Raw genomic sequence first — 24,147 nt, forward strand, 5'->3', positions numbered from 1 at the left:
TCTCGCCTGCTTACTGGTGCGTTACGACGATCAGGCGCAGCGCATCGAGACGCCAGCCCGCCTCGCTCAGGCTGGCCAGCACCTGCGCACGATTGCTCTCCAGCGCCTCAACCTCATCGTCACGGATGTTGGGATTGACGGCGCGCAGTGCTTCGAGTCGCGACAGCTCTGCGCTCAGCTTTTCATCCGCCTCCGCTTTCGCCGCGGCAATCAGCGCCTGCGCTTCCGGCACCACGGCCTGCTCCGCCTGCGTCAGAATGGCATGCACATCCTGCTGGACAGCGTTGACCAGTTTGCTGCCGGTATGGCGGTTAACTGCGTTAAGCTGACGGTTAAAGCTCTCAAACTCCACTTTGCCCGCCAGATTATTACCTGCGCGATCCATCAGCATGCGCACCGGCGTCGGTGGCAGGAAGCGGGTAAGCTGCAGCTGTTTCGGCGCCTGCGCCTCAACCACATAGATCATCTCAACCAGCAGCGTACCGACCGGAAGCGCCTTGTTTTTCAGCAGCGACAGGGCGCAACTGCCGGTATCGCCGGAGAGGATCAGATCCAGACCATTGCGGATCAGCGGATGCTCCCAGGTAATGAACTGCGTATCTTCGCGCGACAGCGCCTGATTACGGTTAAAGGTAATCGTACAGCCATCTTCCGGCAGACCGGGAAAATCGGGCACCAGCATGTGATCGGAAGGGGTCAGAACAATCAGGTTGTCGCTGCGATCCTCCTGATTGATGCCGACAATGTCGAACAGGTTGAGCGCAAAGTTTACCAGCTCGGTATCATTATCCTGAGCTGCAATGGCATCAGCCAGCGCCAGCGCCGCTTCGCCGCCGTTGGAGTTAAGCTCCAGCAGTCGGTCGCGGCCCTGCTCCAGCTGCGCTTTCAGCGCATCATGCTGCTTACGGCTTTTCAGGATGAACTCATCGAGACCCTGCGGGTTTTCCGGTGCCGCCAGGAACTCAATCAGCTGGTTATATTCAGCGTCATAAATAGCGCGGCCGGTAGGGCAGGTGTGCTCAAACGCGTCCAGCCCTTCGTGATACCAGCGCAGCAGCACCGCCTGCGCGGTTTTCTCCAGCCAGGGCACCATAATCTGGATATCGTGCAGCTGACCGATACGATCGAGGCGTCCGATACGCTGCTCCAGCAGATCGGGGTTAAACGGCAGATCGAACATCACCAGCCGGCTGGCGAACTGGAAGTTACGGCCCTCAGAGCCGATCTCCGAGCAGATCAGCACCTGCGCGCCCTCTTCCTGCGAGGCGAAGAACGCCGCCGCACGATCGCGCTCAATAATGGAGAGACCTTCATGGAACACCGCCGCGCGAATACCTTCACGCTCGCGCAGCACCTGCTCCAGCTGCAGCGCAGTGGCCGCTTTGGCGCAAATCACCAGCACTTTCTCTTTGCGGTTGCTGGTGAGATAGCCCATCAGCCACTCAACGCGCGGATCAAAGTTCCACCACGTGCCGCTGTCGCCTTCAAACTCCTGGTAGATCTGCTCCGGATAGAGCATGTCCCGGGCGCGCTCTTCCGGCGACTTGCGTGCCGCCATAATGCCGGAGACTTTGATCGCTGTCTGATACTGCGCCGGCAGCGGCAGACGGATCTGCTGCAGCTCGCGCTTTGGAAAGCCCTTCACGCCGTTACGGGTGTTACGGAACAGAACGCGGCTGGTGCCGTGGCGGTCCATCAGCATTGAGACCAGCTCTTTGCGCGCATCCTCTTTACCGTCGCGGTCGCTGTTAGCAACCTGCAGCAGCGGTTCGATATCCTGCTCGCCAATCAGCTCATTGATCAGGTTCATCTCATCTTTACTGATCGCCTGATCCGCCAGCAGTGAACTGACGGCATCGGCCACCGGACGATAGTGCTGCTGCTCGGCGACAAACTGGCTGAAATCGTGAAAGCGATCGGGATCGAGCAGGCGCAGACGGGCAAAGTGGCTCTCCAGCCCCAGCTGTTCCGGCGTGGCGGTAAGCAGCAGTACGCCCGGCGTGTTCTCCGCCAGCTGTTCAATTACCTGATATTCGCGGCTGGGTGCCGCTTCACTCCACGCCAGGTGGTGCGCCTCATCCACGACCAGCAGATCCCACTCCGCATCCGCCAGCAGTTCCAGACGCTGTTTATTGCGGCGCACAAAGTCGAGCGAGCAGATAATCAGCTGTTCTGTTTCAAACGGATTGTCGCTGTCGTGCTGCGCTTCGGTATAACGATCGTCATCAAACAGAGCAAAGCGCAGGTTAAAGCGGCGCAGCATCTCTACCAGCCACTGATGCTGCAGCGTTTCCGGCACCACGATCAGCACGCGATCGGCGCGCCCCGCCAGCAGCTGCTGCTGGATGATCATGCCCGCTTCAATGGTTTTACCCAGGCCGACTTCATCTGCCAGCAGCACGCGCGGCGCGTGACGGCGGCCCACATCGTGCGCGATATGCAGCTGGTGCGGGATAAGGTTGGTGCGCATGCCGCGCAGGCCGCTGACGGCAAGACGATACTGCTCGCTCTGGTATTTGCGCGCGCGGAAGCGCAGGGCGAAGCGATCCATGCGATCGAGCTGACCGGCGAACAGGCGATCCTGCGGCTTGCTGAAGACCAGCTTGCTGTCCAGCATCACTTCGCGCAGCACCACGTTGCTCTCTTCAGTATCAGCGCGGGTACCGATGTAGGTCACCAGCTCATTTTCGTGCCGCACTTCATCAACCAGCATCTGCCAGCCTTCATGGCTGGTAACGGTATCACCCGGATTGAAAATCACGCGGGTGACCGGAGAATCATGACGGGCATAGAGGCGGTTCTCGCCGGTTGCGGGAAACATCAGCGTGACCATGCGCGTATCCAGCGCCACGACCGTACCCAGTCCCAGTTCACTTTCCGTATCACTTATCCAGCGTTGACCCAGTGTAAATACCATATATTTTTTGCTCGATTCTCTGAATGACTTAAAGACGTTCGCCTGCTCTCAGGCAATAACAAAGCGCCAGACAGATGTCTGGTCAGGTTGTGCATGCTGAAATACAGGAAGGGCGCTATGGTACTGGATGGCAGGGCATTCGTCACCTGTCAAAAAAGCCCCAGCTGCCCGGTAATCAGTGTAGCAAAGTCGTCGCCGACAAACGGCAGAATGCCATCCGCTATCGGCTGCAGCTGTTTGCTGACGTAGTGATCGTAGTCGAGTGGCGTGGTACGCACCTCCAGCGGCTCCGGCCCGGCGGTCGCCATCACATAGCGAATGGAACCGCCTTTCTGGTACTGCAGCGGACGCTGCAGCCTGCGGTTATGTTCATCGGCAAGACGCGCCGCGCGCACGTGCGGCGGAACGTTGCGCTCATACTCATGCAGCGGTCGCCGCAGGCGTTTTTTATACACCAGCAGATCGTCAAGCTGGCCGGCCATCAGCTGTGCGACAGTTTCACGGATATAATCCTGCCAGGGCTCCCCGCGGAAAATACGGCCATAGAGCTGCTGCTGAAACTGCTGCGCCAGCGGCGTCCAGTCAGTACGTACCGACTCCAGCCCTTTAAACACCAGCCGCTGCTGCGCGCCGCTGCCGGTCAGCCCGGCATAGCGCTTTTTGCTGCCCTGTTCGGCGTTGCGAATGGTGGGCATCAGAAAACGGCTGAAGTGCGTCTCATACTCCAGTTCCAGCGCGCTTGTCAGGCCGAGCGTCTGCTGCAGATGCTGCTGCCACCAGCGGTTGATCAGCGTCGTCAGCCGCTGGCCGGTGGCCGCTGCCTGCTCCTCGCTATATTTGCCCTGCAGCCAGACAAACGTGGAGTCGGTGTCACCGTAGATCACCGTAAACCCTTCCGCCTCAATCAGCGCCCGCGTCTGCTGCATAATGGCGTGGCCGCGCAGCGTGATGGAGGAGGCGAGGCGTGAATCAAAGAAGCGACAGGCGCTGGTGCCCAGCACGCCGTAAAAGGCGTTCATGATGATTTTCAGCGCCTGGGAGAGCGGGGCGTTGCCGTCGCGCTTTGCGGCTTCACGCCCCTGCCAGATCTGCGCCACGATGTCAGGCAGACAGTGAAGGTGGCGCGAGAAGCGCGCTTCGCGAAAGCCAGGCACAGAATCTGCGTCAGACGGATGGGCCAGGCCCTCAACCAGCCCGACGGGATCAATCAGAAAAGTACGGATGATTGAGGGATAGAGGCTTTTGTAATCCAGCACCAGCACGGAGTCGTAGAGGCCGGGACGGGAGTCCATCACATAGCCGCCGGGACTCGCCTCCGGCGCCACGTCGCCCTGATTGGGCGCTACATACCCCGCACGATGCATACGCGGAATATAGAGATGACTGAACGCCGCAACCGAGCCGCCGTGCCGATCCAGCGCCAGGCCGTTAACGCTGGCCCGCTCCAGTAAAAAGGGCATGATGGCGGTATGGTGAAAAATGCGCGTCACCAGCTCGCAATCTTTCAGGTTATAGGTCGCGAGCGCGGGTTTATCATGGGCAAAGCGCCAGTTGATCTCCTCCATGCGCTGCCACGGATTATTGATCGCTTTACCTTCACCCAGCAGCTCGCGCGCAACGGATTCCAGACTGAAAGAGGGAAAATCCCAGTAGGCAGACTTCAGCGCTTCAATGCCGTCAATCACGACGCGGCCGGCGAGCTGGGCGGTAAAGATGCCCGGCTTAAAGCCGTGTTCACGCCACTCCAGCGGCTGCTGCTGACGGCCGAGGCGCAGCGGAATGCCGTAGCGATCGGCATGCTTTTGCAGCACCCGCAGGTCGAACTGCACCACGTTCCAGCCAATGACCACATCGGGATCGTGCCGCGCGAACCAGGCGTTAAGCTGCTCCAGCAGCTGCTGGCGGCTCTCAACGTAAATCAGCTCAAAGCTGAGCGCGCTGGCGTCGCCGTTGGGCGGGCCCAGCATATACACCTGACGCTGACCGCAGCCTTCCAGCCCGATACAGTAAAGCTCGCCGCGTTCGGTGGTTTCAATATCCAGCGACACCCAGCGGAGAGGAGGCCGGTAGTCGGGATGCGGCTTCAGGCGGGCGTTGATCAGAGTCTCACCGCGCGGCTCGCCGCTGAACCAGACCGGGGCGGTAATAAAGCGCTCCATCAGATAGCGCTCGGGTGGCCGGATATCAGCTTCATAAACGCTGATGCCGTTCTCACGCAGACGTTTCTCCAGCTGCTGTAGCTGACGATGGCTGCGGCAATAGAGGCCAAACACCGGACGATAATGGAAATCCTTCAGCGTCAGCGACTGCAGACGGGTATGGGCTTCGTCGCGGATGAGCGCTTCGGTCTGACGGCGGAACGCTTCCGGAATAAACGCCACTGACTCCTGCGCGGGCAGCACCAGCCGCTGCGGCCCGGCATCGGTTGCCAGCCACAGCGTGATCTCGCTGCCTGAAGGGGTATCCCGCCAGTGACGGGTCAGCAGATAGCCTGCGCGCGGTTCTGTCACGGTGACTCCGGAGTAGAAATTATGCGCAGTATATCATGGATGTTTATACAGTGTCGGCAACTCTCTGCAGCGCAGCGGGAAAAGCTTGACGCCCTGACGCAGGCTCAGGACAATCCAGCCTTCATATTCCGCAGAGGATAGCTATGGAAGCCTGGATTCAACACCTGTTTACGCAATCGCTGGAGTACGCGCTGTTCGCCGTCGCTCTGGTGACCTTTCTTGAATCACTGGCGTTTGTGGGTCTGCTGCTGCCGGGCACCGTGCTGATGGCCAGCCTGGGGGCGCTGGTGGGCAGCGGTCAGATTGGCCTCTATCCGGCGTGGGCGGCGGGGCTGATTGGCTGCCTGCTGGGCGACTGGATCTCCTACGGTATCGGCTGGAAGTTTCAGGGGCCGCTGCACCGCTGGAAGTATCTGAAAAAGTATCAAAGCCTGCTGGATAAGACCGAGCATGCGCTGCATCAGCACAGCATGTTTACCGTGCTGGTGGGGCGCTTTGTCGGCCCGACACGCCCGCTGATCCCGCTGGCGGCAGGCATGCTTGAGCTGCCGGTGCGGAAGTTTCTGCTGCCCAATATCATCGGCTGTATTTTGTGGCCGCCCGCCTATCTGCTGCCGGGGATCCTCGCCGGTGTGGCCATTGATGTGCCGCAGGCGCAGGGCGACAGCTTTAAATGGCTGCTGCTGCTGGTAACGATTCTGCTCTGGCTGGGCGGATGGCTGCTCTGGCGCTGGTGGCGCAGTGACAAAACGCGCGACTGGGCAACCCGCTACCTGCCGAAAGCGCGCCTGCGCTGGCTGGCGCCGCTGATGGCCGTAGCGGGCAGCGCCGCGTTTATCGCGCTGCTGTTTCATCCGATGATGCCTGTTTTCCTGCAGCTGCTCTGGAAAGTCTTCTTCGCTTAAGCTGGCGTAATACCCAGGCGCGCGGCGCTGCTGCTCTCACCCCGAAGCAGCGCCGCCGTCTCACCATCCCACTCGATCCGGCCATCAGCAATCACCAGACTGCGTGCGGCAATCTGCTGCGCATCCTCCAGACTGTGCGACACCATCAGCAGCGTGATATTGCGTGCGTCACACACCGTACGCACCAGCTGCAGCATTTCGCGGCGCAGCGCCGGGTCGAGCGCCGAAAAAGGCTCATCCAGCAGCAGTACCGGCTGGTTGCGCAGCAGGCAGCGCGCCAGCGCCACCCGCTGCCGCTGGCCGCCGGAGAGCTCGCCAGGCAAGCGCGTCAGTAAATCATGCAGTCCGGTCTGGTGTGCAATCTCCCTCAGCTGCTGCTGCTGGTCGCGCGTGAGCTTCAGGCCCGGATGCAGACCCAGGGCCAGATTCTGCTGTACCGAAAGGTGCGGAAAGAGATTGTTCTCCTGAAACAGCATCGAGACCGGACGCAACGCCGGTACGCTGCGGGTGTGATCGCGGCCATTAATCAGCAGCGTGCCGTGGCTGACCGGCAGAAAGCCGCCGATCAGGCTCAGCAGCGTGCTTTTACCGGCGCCGCTCGGGCCAAGTATCGCCAGCCGTTCACCCGCCTGAGCGCTGAAGCTGAAACGCATCGGCAGATGCTGATAAAGGTAAGTAAGATCAGTGAGTGTCAGCATGGCGTCCCGGCAGTTTTTCCATCAGAGTAAAAAGTAACAGGCAGAGCAGCAGCAGCAGCAGGGCGGTCGCGGCACCGTCGGCACCGCGATAGGCGCCGATCTGCTGATAAAGATACCAGGGCAGGGTGCGGAAATCGGCGTTGCCAAATAGCGCCACTGCGCCAAAGTCGCCAATCGAGAGTACGCAGGCAAAGGCGAGCGCCTGCGCCAGCGGACGCTTCAGCAGCCGCAGCTCAATCAGCTTCAGGCGATTGAGGCCGGAGAGACCGAGCGAGGCGCAGAGCGGCGCATAGCGTGCGGCGATATCGCGCATCGGGTTTTCCAGCACTTTCATGGCGTAGGGAATGGCGATCAGCGCATTGGTAAAGATCACCAGCCCGTCGGCACGCGCCGGCAGCCCGGAGGTAGCGGTAAACAGCAGGAAAAAGCCGCTGGCCAGCACGATGCCCGGCATCGCCAGAATCAGCATGCCGCTCAGCTCCAGCGCCTGTGCGCTCGCCCGACGCTGGCGCTGACGCAGCTCGCGGCTGCTCCACAGCAGCATCATTGTCAGGATCACACAGAGTGCGCCCGCGCCAAGGGCGATGCGCAGCGAGGTCAGCGTGGCCTGCCAGAGCGCCGGCTGCTGCAGTGCGCCGGCCACACCGCCGCGCACGCCATCGGCCACCACCGCTGCCAGCGGAGGCAGCAGCAGCAGCAGCGCGAGAGCAATCAGCAGCGTGTCGCTGACGCGTGCAAACCCGCTATCCTGCGGATCGCGCCAGCCCTGCAGCGTCTGACTGCCGGCAGGGATCGCTTTACTGAAGCGCTGACTGAGCAGCACCAGCAGCAGACAACAGCTGAGCTGCAGCAGTGCCAGCAGCGCGGCGCGGCCGGGATCGTAATCAAAGCTCAGCGCCTGGTAGATCGCCAGCTCCAGCGTGGTCGCTTGTGGCCCGCCGCCCAGCGCCAGCACCGTGGCGAAGCTGGCAAAGCAGAGCATAAAGATCAGCGCCGCGGTCGGCAGGATCTGGCGACGCAGCCAGGGCCACTCCAGCAGCCGGAACAGATTCCAGCCGCGCAGCCCAAGCTGAGCCGCCAGCTGACGCTGCTCCGGCGGAATGCTCTCCAGCGCCTGCAGCAGCATGCGCGTGGCCAGCGGCAGGTTAAAAAAGACGTGCGCCAGCAAAATACCCTGCAGGCCATAGGGAGAGAAGTGGTAGGGAATACCCAGCAGCGTGCAGAGCTGTGCCAGCCAGCCGCTGCGGCCGTAGACGCTCAGCAGGCCAAATACCGCCACCAGCACCGGCAGCACCAGCGTCATCGCACATAAACGCAGCAGCAGCGCGCGGCCAGGAAAGCGGCGGCGATAGAGCGCGCGCGCCAGCAGCACGGCCGGCAGCACGGAGCAGAGTGCCGAGAGCAGCGCCTGCTCAAATGAGAACGCCAGCACGTGGTGCAGATAGCTGTCACTGAGCAGGCTGCGCATGTCCGGCAGCGGGGCCGCCGTCAGCAGCGCCCCCAGAGCGAGCAGCGCCACGGCGCACAGCAGCAGCGCGCTCAGCGCGCCGGGTATCAGCCAGCCGGGCATCAGCGGCTGACAGCCCGCTGCCAGGCGCTGATCCACGCGGCGCGCTGGTCAGCCACTTCTGCCGGTGAAAACTGCAGCGCTTTTTGCGGCACGTTCAGCGCCCGATAGCCAGCCGGCAAATCGCTTTTGATCACCGGGTACATCCAGTTGCCGATGGGGATCGTCTGCTGGAAAGCGGGGCTGACGATAAACTGCATAAAACGCTGTGCCAGCGCTGGCTGTTTACTGCCGGCCAGCCGGGCGGCGACTTCGACCTGCAGGTAGTGCCCCTCACTGAAGGTGGCAGCAGCGTAGTTCTCTTTCTTCTCTTCAATAATGTGGTAAGCGGGCGACGTGGTATAGCTCAGCACCAGATCGCCTTCGCCCTTGAGAAACAGGCCGTACGCTTCACTCCATCCTTTAGTGACGGTAACGGTTTTCGCCGCCAGCTTCTGCCACGCCGCGTCGCTGCGATCGCCAAACACTTTTTGCATCCAGAGCAGCAGGCCGAGGCCTGGCGTACTGGTACGCGGATCTTCATAGATAACGCGCCATTTCTCCGGGCTTTCAACCAGCTCCTGCAGGCTTGCGGGCGGATTCTTCAGGCGGTTTTTGTCATACACAAAGGCGAAGTAGCCGTAATCGAAAGGAACAAAGGTGTCGTTCTGCCAGCGCTCAGGCAGCTGCAGCGCCGCGGTATCGACCTGACTTTTAGCAAACAGGCCGGTTTTCTCCGCCGCCTGCAGGAGGTTGTTATCCAGTCCCAGCACAACGTCCGCTTTACTGTTTTTCCCTTCCATGCGCAGACGGTTGAGCAGCGAGACGCCATCCTCCAGCGCCACGTAGCGCAGCTCGCAGCCGCACTCCGCTTCAAACGCTTTCTTTACTGCCGGCCCAGGGCCCCATTCAGCAGCGAACGAATCATAGGTATAGACGGTCAGTAGCGGTCTGGCGGCGAATACCGGTGCGGACAACAGCAGCAGGACAGGCAGAACGTTCTTTAACACTTTGCGCTCCTTAAGGAGAGGATATGAGTGAGTCGCAAAGGATCTGAGGCTGGCACATCTCAAATCCCTACGCCGGTATTAACCGGATCAGGTTCGACGGGTTTCTCTCAGCCTGACGACGCAGACACCCCGTTGAGAACGGCTTAGTGTAGACATTTCCGCCACGGCGTGAAAGCGTCATAACGCCGGCGGCGCAAACCAGGCAGATTTAAAATCGAACCAGCCCAGCGTGTTCAGCCGTACGCCGCGCATGCTGCGCTGGCCTTCCAGCAGCAGCCAGTGGTGAAACAGCGGATGCAGCCAGTCCTGATCTACCAGCTGGCGCGCCCACTCAGCCAGCGGCAGGCGTTTCTCACGCCAGCGCGCAGCATCCTCATGCCACGCCAGCGGAATGCAGTGCTGCATCAGCGGCAGCTCATAGAGCTGCGCAAACAGCGCATACTCCAGCGGCAGGGTGAAGTTAACGCTGCCGAGCCAGATATCGCTCTCTCCGGCGCCGGCAAACCACGCTTCGTAGCTCACCACCCGGGTGATCAGTTCCACCCCCTGCTGCGCCAGCAGGGGACGCAGCGCGCTGGCGATGCCTTCATGCTCGACGTGGTCGCTGTACCAGCTTAACGTCAGCCGGGTCAGACCTTCCGGCTTGTCCGCCGCCCGCAGATCGCGGCGATGGTGCCAGCGCGGCAGCAGGCCCCAGGCAGGAAACCAGTAACGCTGATAGCCGGGATCGGCATGATGCAGCAGGGTAACCGGATTAAGCAGATCGCTGACCCAGCGGCGGAACCGGGCATGGCGTCCCCAGGCGGAGCGCTGGTCAAACAGCAGGAAGTAGCAGCCCTCCTCCAGACGGCTCTCTTCCGCTATCTCATCCGCCTCGCTGCCCTGCAGTTTTACGCCAGAGTAGACCAGCTCGTCACTGACTTCCGGCAGCACCCAGATTGAGACTTCGTCAATCAGCGCCCGGTAACCAAAGTAGTCATCAAACGCGGCAATTTTCAGCTGCGTCTGCTGATTGCGTACCACGCTGTAAGGGCCGCAGCCGGCAGGCTGACGGGCAAAGTCGGGCAGGGACGGCCATTCGCGCGGCAGGATCATGGCGCTGACGCTGCCCAGCAGCCATGGCAGCCAGCTGTCAGGCTGGGTCAGAGTGATATCCAGCGTCCAGGGCGCCGGCGAGTGCAGCTGCGAGATATGCGCAAACAGCGGCAGAGCGGCGCTGCGCTGCAGCGAATCAAGAATATCTGCCATCTCCAGCTCGCGCCCGTGATGAAAGCGGATGGCCGGACGCAGATAAAAGCGCCACTGCTGCGCGGAGAGTTGCTGCCAGTGATGAGCAATATCGGGTTCAATTTCCCCGTTTTCCTCATTTATGCGCGTCAGGCCGCTGAAGATCTGGCGGGCCAGATGCGTTTCCGAGCGGCGCAGCGGCGAGGCGGGCAGCAGGTTCTGCAGCGGACGGTAGTAAAGCACGCGCAGAATATGTTTTCCCTGACGCACGCTGCGGCCCAGGTGGACGGCAATCATCTGCCGCACCTGCGCTTTGTCGCCAACCAGCTGAACCAGCTGGTCAATACCGTCCTGCTCCAGCAGCGCTTCTGCACGCTGCTGCTGCAGCGCCAGACCGGTACAGCGGAAGCGCAGCTGCGAACGCTTTCCGCGTCCCGCCTCAGCCTGCCAGGTCAGCCAGCCTTCACGCTGCATCGCCTGAAGCAGGTTGCGCATATGGCGCCGCGAACAGTGCAGAGTGCTGGCCAGTGCATCAAGCGTTGTCGCCCGATCCTGACCTTCACACTGCTGCCAGAGACGAATAAATTGCTGCTGCAGACGGGCCGAAGGCATAAAAGGGGAACTCCGTAGCGATTTCGCTCAGTGTTTATTGCCCTATAATAGAGGCATACTGCCACTCAATGGAAGAGCGGGAGGCACCCGATCCGGGTGGCGCTCAACCAGCTGTGTCGCCCGTGTGGCACATTTTTCTGAGTAGGGTGCAATTACACCGCCAGCAGATTTTTCTCTGCTGGCTTTTTTCATAGCGGTGTGAAATCGTCTACGCTCTTTCGCTACTCTTTTCTGTTTTTTCCAAAGGGATTTCTGCATGAAGTCGCTGTTAACGCGGCAGCGCCGCCCCGATCCGGTCTATCTCGCTTTTATGGCTGTCACCTTTATGGCGGGCGTTGCGGGTGCGCTGCAGGCACCGACCCTCAGCCTGTTTCTGACCCGCGAAGTGCAGGTACGCCCCTTCTGGGTCGGGCTCTTTTTCACCATTAACGCACTCGGCGGCATTGTGATCAGTATGCTGGTAGCAAAGCGCTCCGACACGCGCGGCGACCGGCGCCACCTGATCCTCTTTTGCTGCCTGATGGCCATTCTGAACGCGCTGCTGTTTGCGTTTAACCGTCACTACGCCACGCTGATAAGCCTGGGCGTGCTGCTCTCCGCGCTGGCCAGCGTCGCAATGCCGCAGATATTTGCGCTGGCGCGGGAGTACGCGGACGCATCAGCGCGTGAAGTGGTGATGTTCAGTTCGGTGATGCGGGCGCAGCTGTCGCTGGCGTGGGTCATCGGTCCGCCGCTCTCATTTGCGCTGGCGCTCAATTTCGGTTTCGTCACGCTGTTTGCCGTGGTGGCGGGCATGTTTTTACTGAGTATGTTGCTGATCTGGCGCGGCCTGCCGTCGGTACCGCGCGTGGTGGCGACGCCGGAGCAGCTGCTGCTGCAGGTCAGCCCGTGGAAAGATGCGCAGGTGATGCTGCTGTTTATCGCCTCAGTAATCATGTGGGCGTGCAACACCATGTACTTTATTGATATGCCGCTCTACATGAGCAACACGCTGGGGCTGCCTGAAAAGCTGGCGGGCCTGCTGATGGGAACGGCCGCCGGCCTGGAGATCCCGATTATGCTGCTGGCGGGCTTTTACGCGAAGCGCGTCGGCAAGCGCGCGCTGATGCTGGTGGCGGGCGTGGCAGCAATTCTCTTTTATCTCGGGCTGGTGCTGTTTACCTCAAAAACTGCGCTGATGCTGCTGCAGCTGTTTAACGCCGCTTTTATCGGCATTATCGCCGGTATTGGCATGCTCTGGTTTCAGGATCTGATGCCCGGCCGGGCGGGCGCGGCAACAACGCTGTTTACCACCTCCATCTCCACCGGGCTGATCGTGGCCGGGCTGCTGCAGGGGATCCTGAGCGAGCGTTTCGGGCATGAATCGGTTTATCAGGTGGCGCTGGGCATGTCCGTGCTGGCGCTGCTGCTGGTCGCGCGCGTGCGCGATGTGAAGCCGGCGACGGAGATCGCCGGCGCGTAAAGCGTGCCGCTACCTGACGTAGCGGCGTTTAATCATTATCGCAGGAAAGCGGGCTGCTGCTGCTCGTAGCGCGCGATCGACTCTTCATGCTGCAGCGTCAGGCCGATACTGTCCAGGCCGTTAATCATGCAGTGGCGGCGGAAGCTGTCGATCTCAAACGTATAGATCTTATCGCCTGCCGTGACCGTCTGTGCTTCCAGATCCACCGTAAAGCGCATGCCCGGACTGGCGTCAACCAGCCGGAACAGTGCGTCAACATCCTCTTCGCTCAGTCGCACCGGCAGCAGCTGATTGTTAAAGCTGTTGCCGTAAAAGATATCGGCAAAGCTTGGCGCAATGACGACATGGAAACCGAAGTCGGTCAGCGCCCAGGGGGCGTGCTCACGGGAGGAGCCGCAGCCGAAGTTCTCGCGCGCCAGCAGAATGCTGGCACCGGCAAACTCAGGCTTGTTAAGCACAAAGCTGGCGGTAGGCTGTGTGCCGGCATCATCGTCAAAACGCCAGTCGTGAAACAGGTGGGCACCGAAGCCGGTGCGGGTGACCTTCTGCAGAAACTGCTTTGGAATAATGGCATCGGTATCCACGTTGGCCGCATCCAGTGGCGCGACAATACCGGTGTGCTGCGTAAATTTAGTCGCCATCGCTTAAGCTCCCTGAGTCAGTTCACGAATATCGGCAAAACGGCCGGAGACCGCTGCGGCGGCAGCCATCGCCGGGCTGACCAGGTGCGTACGGCCGCCACGGCCCTGACGGCCTTCAAAGTTGCGGTTGCTGGTCGAGGCGCAGCGCTCGCCCGGATTCAGGCGATCGTTGTTCATGGCAAGACACATAGAGCAGCCCGGCAGACGCCACTCAAAACCCGCCTCAAGAAAGATTTTATCCAGACCTTCCGCTTCCGCCTGCGCTTTAACCGGACCGGAACCCGGCACGACCATCGCGACTACGCCGGGTGCCACTTTACGCCCTTTGGCAACCGCCGCGGCAGCGCGCAGATCCTCAATGCGTGAGTTAGTGCAGGAGCCAATAAAGACTTTATCGATAGCCACGTCGGTCAGCTTCACGCCCGGTTGCAGGTTCATGTAAGCCAGCGCTTTTTCAGCGGAGGCGCGCTCAACCGGATCGGCAAACGAGGCGGGATCGGGTATCGCCTGATCCACCGCCATCACCTGACCCGGATTGGTGCCCCAGGTGACCTGCGGGGCAATATCGGCGGCGTTCAGCGTCACCACGCTATCAAACGCTGCGTCCGGATCTGACTTCAGCGTGCGCCAGTAGGCCACGGCCTGCTCCCAGTCGTCGCCTTTCGGCGCAAACTGCTTATCTTTCAGGTAGGCGAACGTGGTGTCATCCGGCGCCACCAGACCCGCTTTCGCGCCCATCTCAATCGCCATATTGCACAGCGTCATGCGGCCTTCCATGCTCAGCGCTTCAATCGCCGGGCCGCAGAACTCCACCACATAGCCAGTGCCGCCGGCGCTGCCGGTTTTACCGATGATCGCCAGCACGATATCTTTCGCCGTAATGCCCGGCGCAGCGGCGCCCGACACATTGATTTTCATGGTTTTCGCCCGACCCTGCTTCAGCGTCTGAGTGGCAAACACATGCTCAACTTCCGAAGTGCCGATACCAAACGCCAGTGAACCAAAGGCGCCGTGCGTGGCGGTATGTGAGTCGCCGCAGACGATGGTCATACCTGGCAGGGTCATGCCCTGTTCCGGCCCGATCACGTGTACGATGCCCTGGAAGGGATGGTTCAGGTCGTAGAGCTGAATGCCGAACTCATCGCAGTTCTTCATCAGTTCCTGCATCTGAATCCGCGCCATTTCACCCGACGCATTGATATCTTTCGTCTGGGTTGAAACGTTGTGATCCATGGTGGCAAAGGTTTTTTCCGGCTGACGCACTTTACGGCCGTGCGCGCGCAGGCCGTCGAACGCCTGCGGGGAGGTCACTTCGTGGATCAGGTGACGGTCAATATAGAGCAGCGGCGTTTCATCGGGCGCTTCGTGAACGACATGTGCGTCAAATAACTTCTGGTATAAGCTTTTCATTTTTATTTTTCTCCGGCAATGAAGCCCGCGATGAGGCTACCCATTTCATCCGTACTGACAGCAGGGCCGTCGCCCGCCAGATCGCGGGTGCGATGGCCCGCTTCCAGCGCCTGGCTGACCGCCTGTTCGATAGCATTCGCCGCGTCGGCGGCGTTCAGGCTGAAGCGCAGCAGCATCGACAGCGACAGGATCTGGGCAATCGGGTTAGCGATATTTTGTCCGGCGATATCCGGCGCAGAGCCGCCAGCGGGTTCAAACAGGCCAAAACCCTCTTCGTTCAGGCTGGCTGACGGCAGCATGCCCATCGACCCGGTGATCATGGCGCACTCATCAGAGAGAATGTCGCCAAACAGGTTGGAGCAGAGCAGGACATCAAACTGCGACGGATCTTTGATCAGCTGCATGGTGGCATTGTCGATATACATATGCGCCAGCTGCACGTCAGGATACGCTTTTGCCACTTCATTCACGATTTCGCGCCACATCACCGAACTCTGCAGCACGTTAGCTTTGTCGATGGAGGTGACATGACCCCGGCGCTTGCGTGCGGCTTCAAAGGCGTTACGTGCAATGCGCTCAATCTCAAAGCGGTGGTAAACCTCGGTATCAAACGCCCGCTCGTGTGCACCGCTGCCTTCGCGTCCTTTTGGCTGGCCAAAGTAGATGCCGCCGGTGAGCTCACGTACGCAGAGAATATCAAAACCGCGCGCCGCGATATCGCTGCGCAGCGGGCAAAATGCTTCAAGACCTTTATAGAGCGCGGCAGGGCGCAGATTGCTGAACAGTCTGAAATGCTTGCGCAGCGGCAGCAGCGCCCCGCGCTCCGGCTGGCCAGCCGGCGGCAGATGCTCCCACTTCGGGCCGCCAACGGAGCCAAACAGAATCGCGTCTGCCTGCTCAGCCCCGGCTACGGTCGCAGGCGGCAGTGGTTCACCGTGACGATCGATGGCGATACCGCCAACATCATATTCGCTGGTGGTGATACGCATGCCAAAGCGGGTGCGAACCGCGTCGAGCACTTTCATCGCCTGCGCCATCACTTCCGGGCCGATTCCGTCGCCAGGCATGACCGCAATATGATATGAGTGAGTCATAGTTACACCGTTTCCTTCTGTTCTTTAAATTTACGCTGCAGTTCTTTTTCGACCTGTCGGGCTCGCCAGATGTTGTTCAGTGCGTTGATCATCGCTTTGGCAGAGGATTCAACGATATCGGTAGCGAGACCTACGCCGTGGAACTTGCGTCCGTTGTAGTTCACTACGATATCCACCTGACCCAGGGCATTTTCGCCGTGACCTTTCGCCGTCAGCTTGTAGTTCACCAGCTCGGCGTCAAAGCCGGTAATGCGGTTGATCGCCTGATAGACCGCGTCAACCGGACCGTTGCCGGTGGCCGCATCCGCTTTGGTCTCTTCACCATAGCCGAGCTGGACTGAAGCGGTTGCCGTGACGCTGGAGCCGGTCTGCACGTTGAATTCGTTGAGCTGGAAAAATTCCGGCTCTTCATGCTGTTTGTTGATAAAGGCGAGCGCTTCCAGATCGTAGTCAAACACCTGACCTTTCTTATCGGCCAGCTTCAGGAAGGCGTCATACAGCGCGTCGAGGTTGTAGTCAGCCTCTTTATAGCCCATCTCTTCCATACGATGTTTTACCGCCGCGCGTCCGGAGCGGGAGGTGAGATTCAGCTGAATTTTGTGCAGGCCGATCGATTCAGGCGTCAGAATTTCGTAGTTTTCACGGTTTTTCAGCACGCCATCCTGATGAATGCCGGAGGAGTGCGCAAACGCATTTGAGCCGACCACCGCTTTGTTCGCCGGAATTGGCATGTTGCAGATCTGGCTGACAATCTGGCTGGTGCGGTAGATCTCCTGGTGGTTGATAGCGGTGTGAACGTTCATGATCTGCTGGCGGGTTTTGATCGCCATGATCACCTCTTCCAGCGCGCAGTTACCGGCGCGCTCGCCCAGACCATTCAGCGTGCCTTCAACCTGACGCGCGCCCGCCAGTACCGCAGCAATAGCGTTGCCGGTTGCCATCCCTAAATCATCATGGGTGTGCACTGACAGAATCGCTTTGTCGATGTTAGGCACGCGGTTAACCAGCTGCCCGATAATATTGGCGTATTCGCCAGGCAGGGTATAGCCAACGGTATCGGGAATATTAATGGTGGTAGCACCGGCGCTGATGGCGGCTTCAACCATGCGGCAGAGATCGTCAATCGGCGTGCGCCCGCCATCTTCACAGGAGAACTCCACATCATCGGTGTAGTTACGTGCGCGTTTTACCATGTGCACCGCGCGCTCAATCACTTCCGGCAGCGTGCTGCGCAGCTTGGTTGCAATATGCATCGGTGAGGTAGCGATAAAGGTGTGAATACGGAACGCATCGGCGACGCGCAGTGATTCGTAAGCGGCATCAATATCTTTCTCGACACAGCGCGCCAGCCCGCAGACGCGGCTGTTTTTAATCGTACGGGCAATGGTCTGTACCGATTCAAAGTCACCGGGTGAAGAGACCGGGAAACCCACTTCCATTACGTCCACGCCCATTCTTTCCAGCGCCAGGGCGATCTGCAATTTTTCTTTAACACTCAGGCTGGCCTGTAACGCCTGTTCGCCGTCGCGCAGAGTGGTATCGAAAATAATAACTTGCTGGCTCATGGTTATCTTCCTTTTGCATTAACTTCGCCGGTGCAACGAGCATAAAAAAACCCGCGCAGTGGCGCGGGTTTTTAACTTTCAGCGGGTTGGAATCAGTTGTTGATTTCGCCCACGAGTCTACCGCGCAAACTGGATGCGTTTAGTAGTAGACCGAGTAGGCGGAAAGAACGAAACATGAATCAAACCCCATAAAATGTGTGCTGTACATATTGGTACTGGATTGGCGATGTGATGTCAACCCTGAACCAGCGGCTATTTTTCTTACGCCAAAAGCGCGATCTGCTGGAAATATTGACGCCTGTGGAGGATCGCGAAAAAAATAGCGTGCTGCATCGCAGGGGCAGATGTAATGTACGCTATCATAAAGCGATTATTTTGATTAAGTTGTTGATTTTATTGTTATATTTTAATGTATGCGGCAGATGAAAATACAAATCTCAGGCTGCAAGGCAGAATAATATAATGCCTCTGGCAATTTTTGACGTTAATCACACGGCAAAGAAAGAAGTTAAAAACATTGTGGGCTGATGCAACAGGCGATAACAAAAATATATTTCTTACAACTCGCTGAAAATAATCTTCAGGCCAGCATATTCCTCTGAATTTATGCCTGCCGATTAGTTTATTCATCGCACCCTGACCCGACACGTCAGAGGCTTGCGTGTCAGAGAACGCATGTCGCAGGCCCTGGCAGTTTGCAGCCCGCAGGCTCTGCGGTTATGGTAATCGTCCTACTCTCAAAAGAATTCATTCAGGTAGATTCCCGATATCTGGAAGGCGGAAATGAATTCCTTCTTCTGAGCATAAACATAAGATTTTGATCTTAATTGGCGATAAGGGAACAGATGCGACACCGTGCGCTGGACAGCGCTGCCCGTCGCGGCTGTTTCTGACGCCTGGAGGCAGAAAATGGAGATGTTGTCAGGAGCCGAAATGGTCGTCCGTTCGTTGATCGATCAGGGCGTAAAACAGGTATTCGGTTATCCGGGCGGAGCAGTGCTCGATATCTATGATGCGCTGCAGACGGTCGGTGGAATTGACCATGTACTGGTGCGTCACGAACAGGGCGCAGTGCATATGGCAGATGGTCTGGCACGGGCAACCGGCGAAGTTGGCGTGGTGCTGGTGACGTCTGGACCGGGGGCGACGAATGCCATCACCGGTATCGCAACCGCCTATATGGATTCGATTCCGCTGGTCATCCTGTCAGGCCAGGTGCCCTCATCGCTGATTGGCTATGATGCGTTTCAGGAGTGTGACATGGTCGGTATCTCCCGGCCGGTGGTCAAACACAGCTTTCTGGTAAAAAGCACGGAAGAGATCCCCACTGTACTGAAAAAAGCGTTCTGGCTGGCGGCCAGCGGACGCCCTGGCCCGGTCGTGATCGATCTGCCTAAAGATATCCTTAATCCGGCGAACAAGCTGCCGTATGCCTGGCCGGAAAGCGTCAGCATGCGCTCTTATAATCCGACCCTGCAGGGCCATAAAGGTCAGATCAAGCGCGCACTGCAGACACTGCTGGCTGCGCATAAACCGGTAATCTATGCCGGTGGCGGGGCGATCACGTCAGGATGCGAAGCGGAACTGCGCCAGCTGGCTGAGCAGCTTAACATCCCGGTAACCACCTCGCTGATGGGGCTGGGTGCGTTTCCTGGCACGCACCGTCAGTGCGTCGGCATGCTGGGCATGCACGGCACGTATGAAGCCAACATGACGATGCATAACGCCGATTTGATCTTCGGCATCGGCGTCCGCTTTGACGATCGCACCACCAACAATCTGGCAAAATATTGCCCGAATGCCACCATCATGCACATTGATGTTGATCCGACGTCTATTTCAAAAACGGTCAGCGCAGATATTCCGATCGTTGGCGATGCAAAACAGACGCTGGTGCAGATGCTGGAGCTGCTGGCGCAGAGCGACACGCAGCAGCAGCACGACAGCCTGCGCGACTGGTGGCAGAACATTGAAACCTGGCGCAGCCGTAAGTGTCTGGAGTTCGATCGCAGCAGCGATAAGATCAAACCGCAGGCGGTGATAGAGACAATCGCGCGTCTGACGGGCGGCGAGGCTTACGTGACCTCTGATGTCGGACAGCACCAGATGTTTGCTGCACTCTATTACCCGTTTGACAAGCCGCGTCGCTGGATCAACTCCGGTGGCCTTGGCACCATGGGCTTTGGCCTGCCGGCTGCGCTGGGCGTGAAGATGGCGCTGCCGGAAGAGACGGTAATCTGTGTCACCGGCGATGGCAGCATCCAGATGAACATTCAGGAGCTATCGACAGCGCTGCAGTACGATCTGCCTGTGCTGGTGCTCAATCTGAACAACCGTTTCCTCGGCATGGTGAAACAGTGGCAGGATATGATCTATTCCGGACGCCATTCACAATCCTATATGGAGTCGCTGCCCGATTTTGTCCGCCTGGCTGAGGCGTATGGCCATGTCGGCATCGCTATCCAGCATCCGGCCGAGCTGGAAGAGAAGCTGCAGCTGGCGCTGGATACGCTGGCAAAAGGGCGACTGGTGTTTGTGGATGTCACCGTTGATGGCAGCGAGCACGTCTATCCGATGCAGATTCGGGGCGGCTCAATGGATGAAATGTGGTTGAGCAAGACGGAGAGGACTTAATTATGCGTCGTATTCTATCGGTGCTGCTGGAGAATGAGTCGGGCGCGTTATCCCGCGTGGTCGGACTTTTCTCCCAGCGCGGTTATAACATTGAGAGCCTGACCGTTGCGCCCACCGACGATCCTACTCTGTCGCGCATGACCATTCAGACCGTGGGCGATGAAAAAGTGATTGAGCAGATTGAGAAGCAGCTGCATAAGCTGGTGGACGTACTGCGCGTCACTGAACTGGGGCAGGGCGCTTACGTTGAGCGTGAGATCATGCTGGTCAAAATTCAGGCCAGCGGCTATGGCCGTGAAGAAGTGAAACGCAGCGCGGAGATTTTTCGCGGACAGATTGTTGATGTCACACCGACGCTTTACACGGTTCAGCTGGCAGGCACCAGCGACAAGCTGGATGCGTTTCTCAACAGCGTACGCGAAGTAGCAGAGATTGTTGAGGTGGCACGTTCAGGTATCGTTGGCGTATCACGCGGCGAGCGCATCATGCGTTAATCCCGCTCTGTTATCACTGCACTTTACTCTAACCCGGCGTAATGCCGGGTTTTTTTATTTTATGCGCCAGCTTTGTTTGCTGATGAAAAGCGGTTGCTCAGGCTGGTTTTCTGCGGTTAGATGTAACAAAGATTTTATCCACAGCTACGTTGCGGATATCTCCGCCAGCTCTGGCTTATCGACATGAAGGTGTTATCGTGAAACTGGATGAAATTGCGCGTCTGGCCGGCGTCTCGCGTACCACCGCCAGCTATGTGATCAATGGTAAAGCGCGGCAGTATCGTGTCAGCGACAAAACGGTTGAGAAAGTGATGGCGGTGGTACGCGAGTATAACTACCACCCCAATGCGGTCGCTGCTGGCCTGCGTGCAGGGCGCACGCGCTCTATCGGACTGGTGATCCCCGATCTCGAAAACACCAGCTATACGCGTATTGCTAATTATCTGGAGCGTCAGGCGCGCCAGCGCGGCTATCAGCTGCTTATCGCCTGTTCAGAAGATCAGCCTGATAACGAGATGCGCTGTATCGAGCATCTGCTGCAGCGTCAGGTCGATGCAATCATCGTCTCCACTTCGCTGCCGCCGGAGCACCCGTTCTACCAGCGCTGGATAAACGATCCGCTGCCGATTGTCGCGCTGGATCGCGCGCTGGATCGTGAGCACTTTACCAGCGTTGTCGGTGCCGATCAGGATGATGCGCGCGCGCTGGCGGCTGAATTGCGTCAGCTCCCGGTGAAAAACGTACTGTTTATGGGCGCGCTACCGGAGCTTTCCGTGAGTTTTCTGCGTGAAATGGGCTTCCGCGAAGCCTGGCAGGATGATGAGCGTTCAGTCAGTTACCTCTACTGCAACAGTTTTGATCGCGCGGCCGCCGCTGCCCTGTTTGAGCGTTATCTGGACGAAAATCCCATGCCTGATGCGCTTTTTACCACATCATTTGGTCTGCTGCAGGGCGTAATGGATGTCACGCTGAAACGAGAAGGGCGGCTGCCAAAAGATCTGGCGATCGCCACGTTTGGCGATCACGAATTACTCGATTTCCTTGATTGTCCGGTACTGGCGGTGGGACAGCGTCATCGCGACGTTGCAGAGCGGGTTCTGGAACTGGTGCTGGCGTCTCTTGATGAGCCGCGCAAACCCAAACCCGGATTAACGCGCATTCGCCGTAACTTATTTCATCGTGGCCAGTTAAGCCGCCTGACAAAATGAGTTAGCGGACGCGATGATGCCCGCCATTTATTCACTATCTGGCGGGCAATTAATTATCTGACGTAAAAAAGCGTAAATAACAGCCATTAATTTTCACAAAACAGCGAGCAATTTAATCCTGCTGGATAAAAGTTAGTCATTTTTAATCCCTGCCAGCAGGCGCTTGCGCTGGGCTTCCGTTCAGAAATCCCCTAAAATGCCGCCGCTGTCGCATAACCCTGCGCTGCTGTACTTAAGCCAAATCTGAATCAAATTTAATCATGTCTGAAGTAAGCAGATATTTTTATACTGTTATTCATCGGTTTAATTTTGCTTTGCCATTCCGCACGCTTTTTTATTTCGCTTTCCGCTTATTTTTCCGGGATGTAAAGAGTGATATTCACCTGCCGTTGCGGCTTGACAATGTTTTCATCGGCTCCGTAAACTCGTTTCGTGGTAAAAAGTGGGATAAAGTGGTGAAAACGGTAGCTGAGGAGTCAGGCTGGCATGTTCCGCGGGGCAACGTTAGTCAATCTCGACAGTAAAGGGCGGTTAGCGGTTCCGGTGCGCTATCGCGAATTACTGCTCGCAGAGTCTCAGGGTCAGATGGTCTCTACTATCGACCTGCATCAGCCCTGCCTGCTGCTTTATACCCTGCCCGAATGGGAAATTATTGAGAAAAAACTGGCTCGCTTATCCAGTATGAATCCGGCAGAGCGACGCGTACAGCGTCTGCTGCTCGGACATGCCAGCGAATGCCAGATGGATAGTGCAGGCCGGCTGCTGCTGGCAAATACCTTAAGGCAGCATGCGGGACTGAAAAAAGAAGTGATGCTGGTTGGGCAGTTCAACAAGTTTGAATTGTGGGATGAACAGACCTGGTATCAACAAGTCAGGGATGATATTGACGCAGAACATTCAGCTCAGGAACCTCTATCTGAGCGGTTGCAGGACTTATCGCTATAGCTATGCAGGAAAATTTTAAACATACCACGGTGCTGCTGGATGAGGCGGTAAACGGCCTTAATATCAGGGAAGACGGCATTTACATTGACGGCACCTTTGGTCGCGGTGGCCACTCACGCCTGATCCTTTCGCAGCTTGGCGAAAATGGACAGCTGCTGGCCATCGATCGCGATCCGCAGGCAATTGCGGCCGCCGCTGAGATTAACGATCCGCGCTTTTCTATTGTGCACGGTCCTTTCTCAGCGCTGGCAGACTATGTCGACGCGCGCGGGCTGACCGGGAAAATCAGTGGCGTCCTGCTGGATCTGGGCGTCTCCTCACCGCAGCTGGACGACGCCGAGCGCGGCTTTTCGTTTATGCGCGACGGGCCGCTGGACATGCGCATGGATCCCACGCGGGGTCACTCTGCCGCTGAATGGCTGCTGCAGGCAGAAGAAGCTGATATCGCCTTTGTGCTGAAAACATACGGCGAAGAGCGTTTCGCGAAGCGCATTGCACGCGCCATTACAGAGCGCAATCGGGAGCAGCCGATGACGCGCACAAAAGAGCTGGCTGAAGTCATTGCCGCCGCGACGCCGGTAAAAGATAAATTTAAGCACCCGGCGACGCGCAGCTTTCAGGCTATTCGTATCTGGATCAACAGTGAGCTGGAAGAGATTGATACCGCACTCAAAGGCGCGCTTTCTGTTCTGGCTCCGGGTGGCCGTTTATCCATCATCAGCTTCCACTCTCTTGAAGATCGCCTGGTGAAGCGTTTTATGCGCGATCAAAGCCGTGGTCCGCAGGTTCCGGCGGGAATTCCGATGACGGAAAGCCAGCTGAAAGCGCTGGGCGGACGCGAGCTGAAAACGCTGGGCAAGCTCATTCCGGGCGAAGCAGAGGTGCGGGAAAACCCGCGCGCGCGCAGCTCGGTGCTGCGTATTGCTGAAAGGACCGCGCCATGATTGGCAATGAGCGGCACAGTCTCCCCGGCGTCATCGGCGGAGACCTGCTGCGCTTTGGCAAGATCCCGGTGTTGTTACTGATTGCCGTACTGGTCTCTTCGGTACTGGTCGTGACCACAACGCACAAAACGCGCCTGCTAACGGCGCAGCGTGAACAGCTGGTGCTGGAGCGCGATGCGCTGGATATCGAATGGCGCAACCTGATTCTGGAAGAGAACGCGCTTGGCGATCACAGCCGGGTAGAGCGGATCGCAACCGATAAGCTGCAGCTGCGGCACGTTGATCCTTCTCAGGAAAATATTGTGGTGCAGAAATAAGGAATCGC

19 protein-coding genes and 1 riboswitch are annotated in these 24,147 nt (G+C 58.4%); of the genes, 8 read left to right on the plus strand and 11 right to left on the minus strand.

Annotation, left to right across the window (positions count from 1 at the left end; genetic code table 11):
- Positions 1-10: 10 nt before the first annotated feature.
- Together rapA and polB are read right to left on the minus strand one after the other, a co-directional pair.
- Positions 11-2,917, minus strand: coding sequence for an RNA polymerase-associated protein RapA (gene rapA, locus FS690_RS09055; RefSeq protein ID WP_039382530.1), 2,907 nt, complete (start codon positions 2,915-2,917; stop codon positions 11-13).
- Between the two features lie 149 nt (positions 2,918-3,066).
- Entirely contained in the window at positions 3,067-5,427 is a 2,361-nt protein-coding gene (gene polB / locus FS690_RS09060; RefSeq protein ID WP_145339460.1) for a DNA polymerase II, read from the minus strand.
- 143 nt (positions 5,428-5,570) lie between these two features.
- On the opposite strand from polB, the gene FS690_RS09065 reads away from it, so the two are divergent.
- Positions 5,571-6,332, plus strand: coding sequence for a DedA family protein (locus FS690_RS09065; RefSeq protein ID WP_145339462.1), 762 nt, complete (start codon positions 5,571-5,573; stop codon positions 6,330-6,332).
- Here FS690_RS09065 and thiQ read toward each other — a convergent pair.
- The 4 genes from thiQ to sgrR form a co-directional block, all read right to left on the minus strand.
- Positions 6,329-7,030 (minus strand): thiamine ABC transporter ATP-binding protein ThiQ, encoded by a 702-nt coding sequence (thiQ, locus tag FS690_RS09070; protein ID WP_039382537.1) that lies wholly within the window; start codon positions 7,028-7,030, stop codon positions 6,329-6,331. The genes FS690_RS09065 and thiQ overlap by 4 nt on opposite strands.
- Positions 7,014-8,624, minus strand: coding sequence for a thiamine/thiamine pyrophosphate ABC transporter permease ThiP (gene thiP / locus FS690_RS09075; protein ID WP_104085636.1), 1,611 nt, complete (start codon positions 8,622-8,624; stop codon positions 7,014-7,016). The genes thiQ and thiP overlap by 17 nt, the downstream gene beginning before the upstream one ends.
- A complete protein-coding gene (thiB, locus tag FS690_RS09080; protein ID WP_145339464.1) occupies positions 8,600-9,586 on the minus strand; it encodes a thiamine ABC transporter substrate binding subunit in 987 nt (328 codons plus the stop codon). Before thiB ends, thiP begins: the two co-directional genes overlap by 25 nt.
- 46 nt (positions 9,587-9,632) lie before the next feature.
- Positions 9,633-9,728, minus strand: a riboswitch (TPP riboswitch).
- A gap of 35 nt (positions 9,729-9,763) precedes the next feature.
- Positions 9,764-11,425, minus strand: coding sequence for an HTH-type transcriptional regulator SgrR (gene sgrR / locus FS690_RS09085; protein WP_145339466.1), 1,662 nt, complete (start codon positions 11,423-11,425; stop codon positions 9,764-9,766).
- Positions 11,426-11,681: 256 nt separating this feature from the next.
- On the opposite strand from sgrR, the gene FS690_RS09090 reads away from it, so the two are divergent.
- Positions 11,682-12,887 carry an MFS transporter gene (locus FS690_RS09090; protein WP_104085544.1) on the plus strand — a complete coding sequence of 402 codons (1,206 nt, stop codon included), beginning with the start codon at positions 11,682-11,684 and terminating at the stop codon, positions 12,885-12,887.
- A gap of 35 nt (positions 12,888-12,922) precedes the next feature.
- Here FS690_RS09090 and leuD read toward each other — a convergent pair whose 3' ends face one another.
- The 5 genes from leuD to leuL all read right to left on the minus strand — a co-directional run bounded on the left by leuD (position 12,923) and on the right by leuL (position 17,773).
- Complete coding sequence (gene leuD, locus FS690_RS09095) at positions 12,923-13,528, minus strand: 3-isopropylmalate dehydratase small subunit (protein WP_104085543.1); 606 nt, start codon at positions 13,526-13,528, stop codon at positions 12,923-12,925.
- 3 nt (positions 13,529-13,531) lie between these two features.
- Positions 13,532-14,938, minus strand: coding sequence for a 3-isopropylmalate dehydratase large subunit (leuC, locus tag FS690_RS09100; protein ID WP_039382549.1), 1,407 nt, complete (start codon positions 14,936-14,938; stop codon positions 13,532-13,534).
- Between the two features lie 2 nt (positions 14,939-14,940).
- The gene (gene leuB / locus FS690_RS09105) at positions 14,941-16,032 is read right to left on the minus strand and encodes a 3-isopropylmalate dehydrogenase (protein WP_039382550.1); all 1,092 of its coding nucleotides are present in this window, start codon (positions 16,030-16,032) and stop codon (positions 14,941-14,943) included.
- A gap of 2 nt (positions 16,033-16,034) precedes the next feature.
- Positions 16,035-17,597, minus strand: coding sequence for a 2-isopropylmalate synthase (gene leuA, locus FS690_RS09110; protein ID WP_039382552.1), 1,563 nt, complete (start codon positions 17,595-17,597; stop codon positions 16,035-16,037).
- Between the two features lie 92 nt (positions 17,598-17,689).
- Complete coding sequence (gene leuL, locus FS690_RS18660; protein ID WP_108569992.1) at positions 17,690-17,773, minus strand: leu operon leader peptide; 84 nt, start codon at positions 17,771-17,773, stop codon at positions 17,690-17,692.
- A gap of 733 nt (positions 17,774-18,506) precedes the next feature.
- Between leuL and ilvI the strand changes: the two genes are divergently transcribed.
- The 6 genes from ilvI (at position 18,507) to ftsL (ending at position 24,139) form a co-directional block, all read left to right on the plus strand.
- Complete coding sequence (ilvI, locus tag FS690_RS09120) at positions 18,507-20,231, plus strand: acetolactate synthase 3 large subunit (protein WP_039382556.1); 1,725 nt, start codon at positions 18,507-18,509, stop codon at positions 20,229-20,231.
- Between the two features lie 2 nt (positions 20,232-20,233).
- On the plus strand, positions 20,234-20,725 hold the full coding sequence (gene ilvN, locus FS690_RS09125) for an acetolactate synthase small subunit (RefSeq protein WP_039382558.1): 492 nt from the start codon (positions 20,234-20,236) through the stop codon (positions 20,723-20,725).
- 197 nt (positions 20,726-20,922) lie between these two features.
- Positions 20,923-21,933, plus strand: a complete 1,011-nt coding sequence (gene cra / locus FS690_RS09130; RefSeq protein ID WP_039382560.1) for a catabolite repressor/activator — start codon at positions 20,923-20,925, stop codon at positions 21,931-21,933.
- A 486-nt stretch (positions 21,934-22,419) separates the two neighbouring features.
- On the plus strand, positions 22,420-22,878 hold the full coding sequence (gene mraZ / locus FS690_RS09135) for a division/cell wall cluster transcriptional repressor MraZ (RefSeq protein WP_039382563.1): 459 nt from the start codon (positions 22,420-22,422) through the stop codon (positions 22,876-22,878).
- Between the two features lie 2 nt (positions 22,879-22,880).
- Positions 22,881-23,822: a 16S rRNA (cytosine(1402)-N(4))-methyltransferase RsmH gene (gene rsmH, locus FS690_RS09140; RefSeq protein WP_039382565.1), complete on the plus strand. Its 942-nt coding sequence runs from the start codon at positions 22,881-22,883 to the stop codon at positions 23,820-23,822.
- Positions 23,819-24,139, plus strand: coding sequence for a cell division protein FtsL (gene ftsL / locus FS690_RS09145; protein WP_039382567.1), 321 nt, complete (start codon positions 23,819-23,821; stop codon positions 24,137-24,139). Before rsmH ends, ftsL begins: the two co-directional genes overlap by 4 nt.
- The last annotated feature ends 8 nt before the right edge of the window (positions 24,140-24,147 follow it).

The sequence above is a fragment of the Pantoea sp. PSNIH1 genome (assembly GCF_007680655.1).
GTDB classification, from domain to species: Bacteria; Pseudomonadota; Gammaproteobacteria; order Enterobacterales; family Enterobacteriaceae; genus Pantoea; species Pantoea eucrina.

What these genes read in the sequence shown, in the direction of transcription:
- rapA (WP_039382530.1), bottom strand. Translation starts at nt 2,917, where the DNA reads ATGGTATTTACACTGGGTCAACGCTGGATAAGTGATACGGAAAGTGAA.
- FS690_RS09065 (WP_145339462.1), top strand. Translation starts at nt 5,571, where the DNA reads ATGGAAGCCTGGATTCAACACCTGTTTACGCAATCGCTGGAGTACGCG.
- thiQ (WP_039382537.1), bottom strand. Translation starts at nt 7,030, where the DNA reads ATGCTGACACTCACTGATCTTACTTACCTTTATCAGCATCTGCCGATG.
- sgrR (WP_145339466.1), bottom strand. Translation starts at nt 11,425, where the DNA reads ATGCCTTCGGCCCGTCTGCAGCAGCAATTTATTCGTCTCTGGCAGCAG.
- FS690_RS09090 (WP_104085544.1), top strand. Translation starts at nt 11,682, where the DNA reads ATGAAGTCGCTGTTAACGCGGCAGCGCCGCCCCGATCCGGTCTATCTC.
- leuD (WP_104085543.1), bottom strand. Translation starts at nt 13,528, where the DNA reads ATGGCGACTAAATTTACGCAGCACACCGGTATTGTCGCGCCACTGGAT.
- leuC (WP_039382549.1), bottom strand. Translation starts at nt 14,938, where the DNA reads ATGAAAAGCTTATACCAGAAGTTATTTGACGCACATGTCGTTCACGAA.
- leuB (WP_039382550.1), bottom strand. Translation starts at nt 16,032, where the DNA reads ATGACTCACTCATATCATATTGCGGTCATGCCTGGCGACGGAATCGGC.
- leuA (WP_039382552.1), bottom strand. Translation starts at nt 17,597, where the DNA reads ATGAGCCAGCAAGTTATTATTTTCGATACCACTCTGCGCGACGGCGAA.
- leuL (WP_108569992.1), bottom strand. Translation starts at nt 17,773, where the DNA reads ATGTTTCGTTCTTTCCGCCTACTCGGTCTACTACTAAACGCATCCAGT.
- ilvI (WP_039382556.1), top strand. Translation starts at nt 18,507, where the DNA reads ATGGAGATGTTGTCAGGAGCCGAAATGGTCGTCCGTTCGTTGATCGAT.
- ilvN (WP_039382558.1), top strand. Translation starts at nt 20,234, where the DNA reads ATGCGTCGTATTCTATCGGTGCTGCTGGAGAATGAGTCGGGCGCGTTA.
- mraZ (WP_039382563.1), top strand. Translation starts at nt 22,420, where the DNA reads ATGTTCCGCGGGGCAACGTTAGTCAATCTCGACAGTAAAGGGCGGTTA.
- rsmH (WP_039382565.1), top strand. Translation starts at nt 22,881, where the DNA reads ATGCAGGAAAATTTTAAACATACCACGGTGCTGCTGGATGAGGCGGTA.
- ftsL (WP_039382567.1), top strand. Translation starts at nt 23,819, where the DNA reads ATGATTGGCAATGAGCGGCACAGTCTCCCCGGCGTCATCGGCGGAGAC.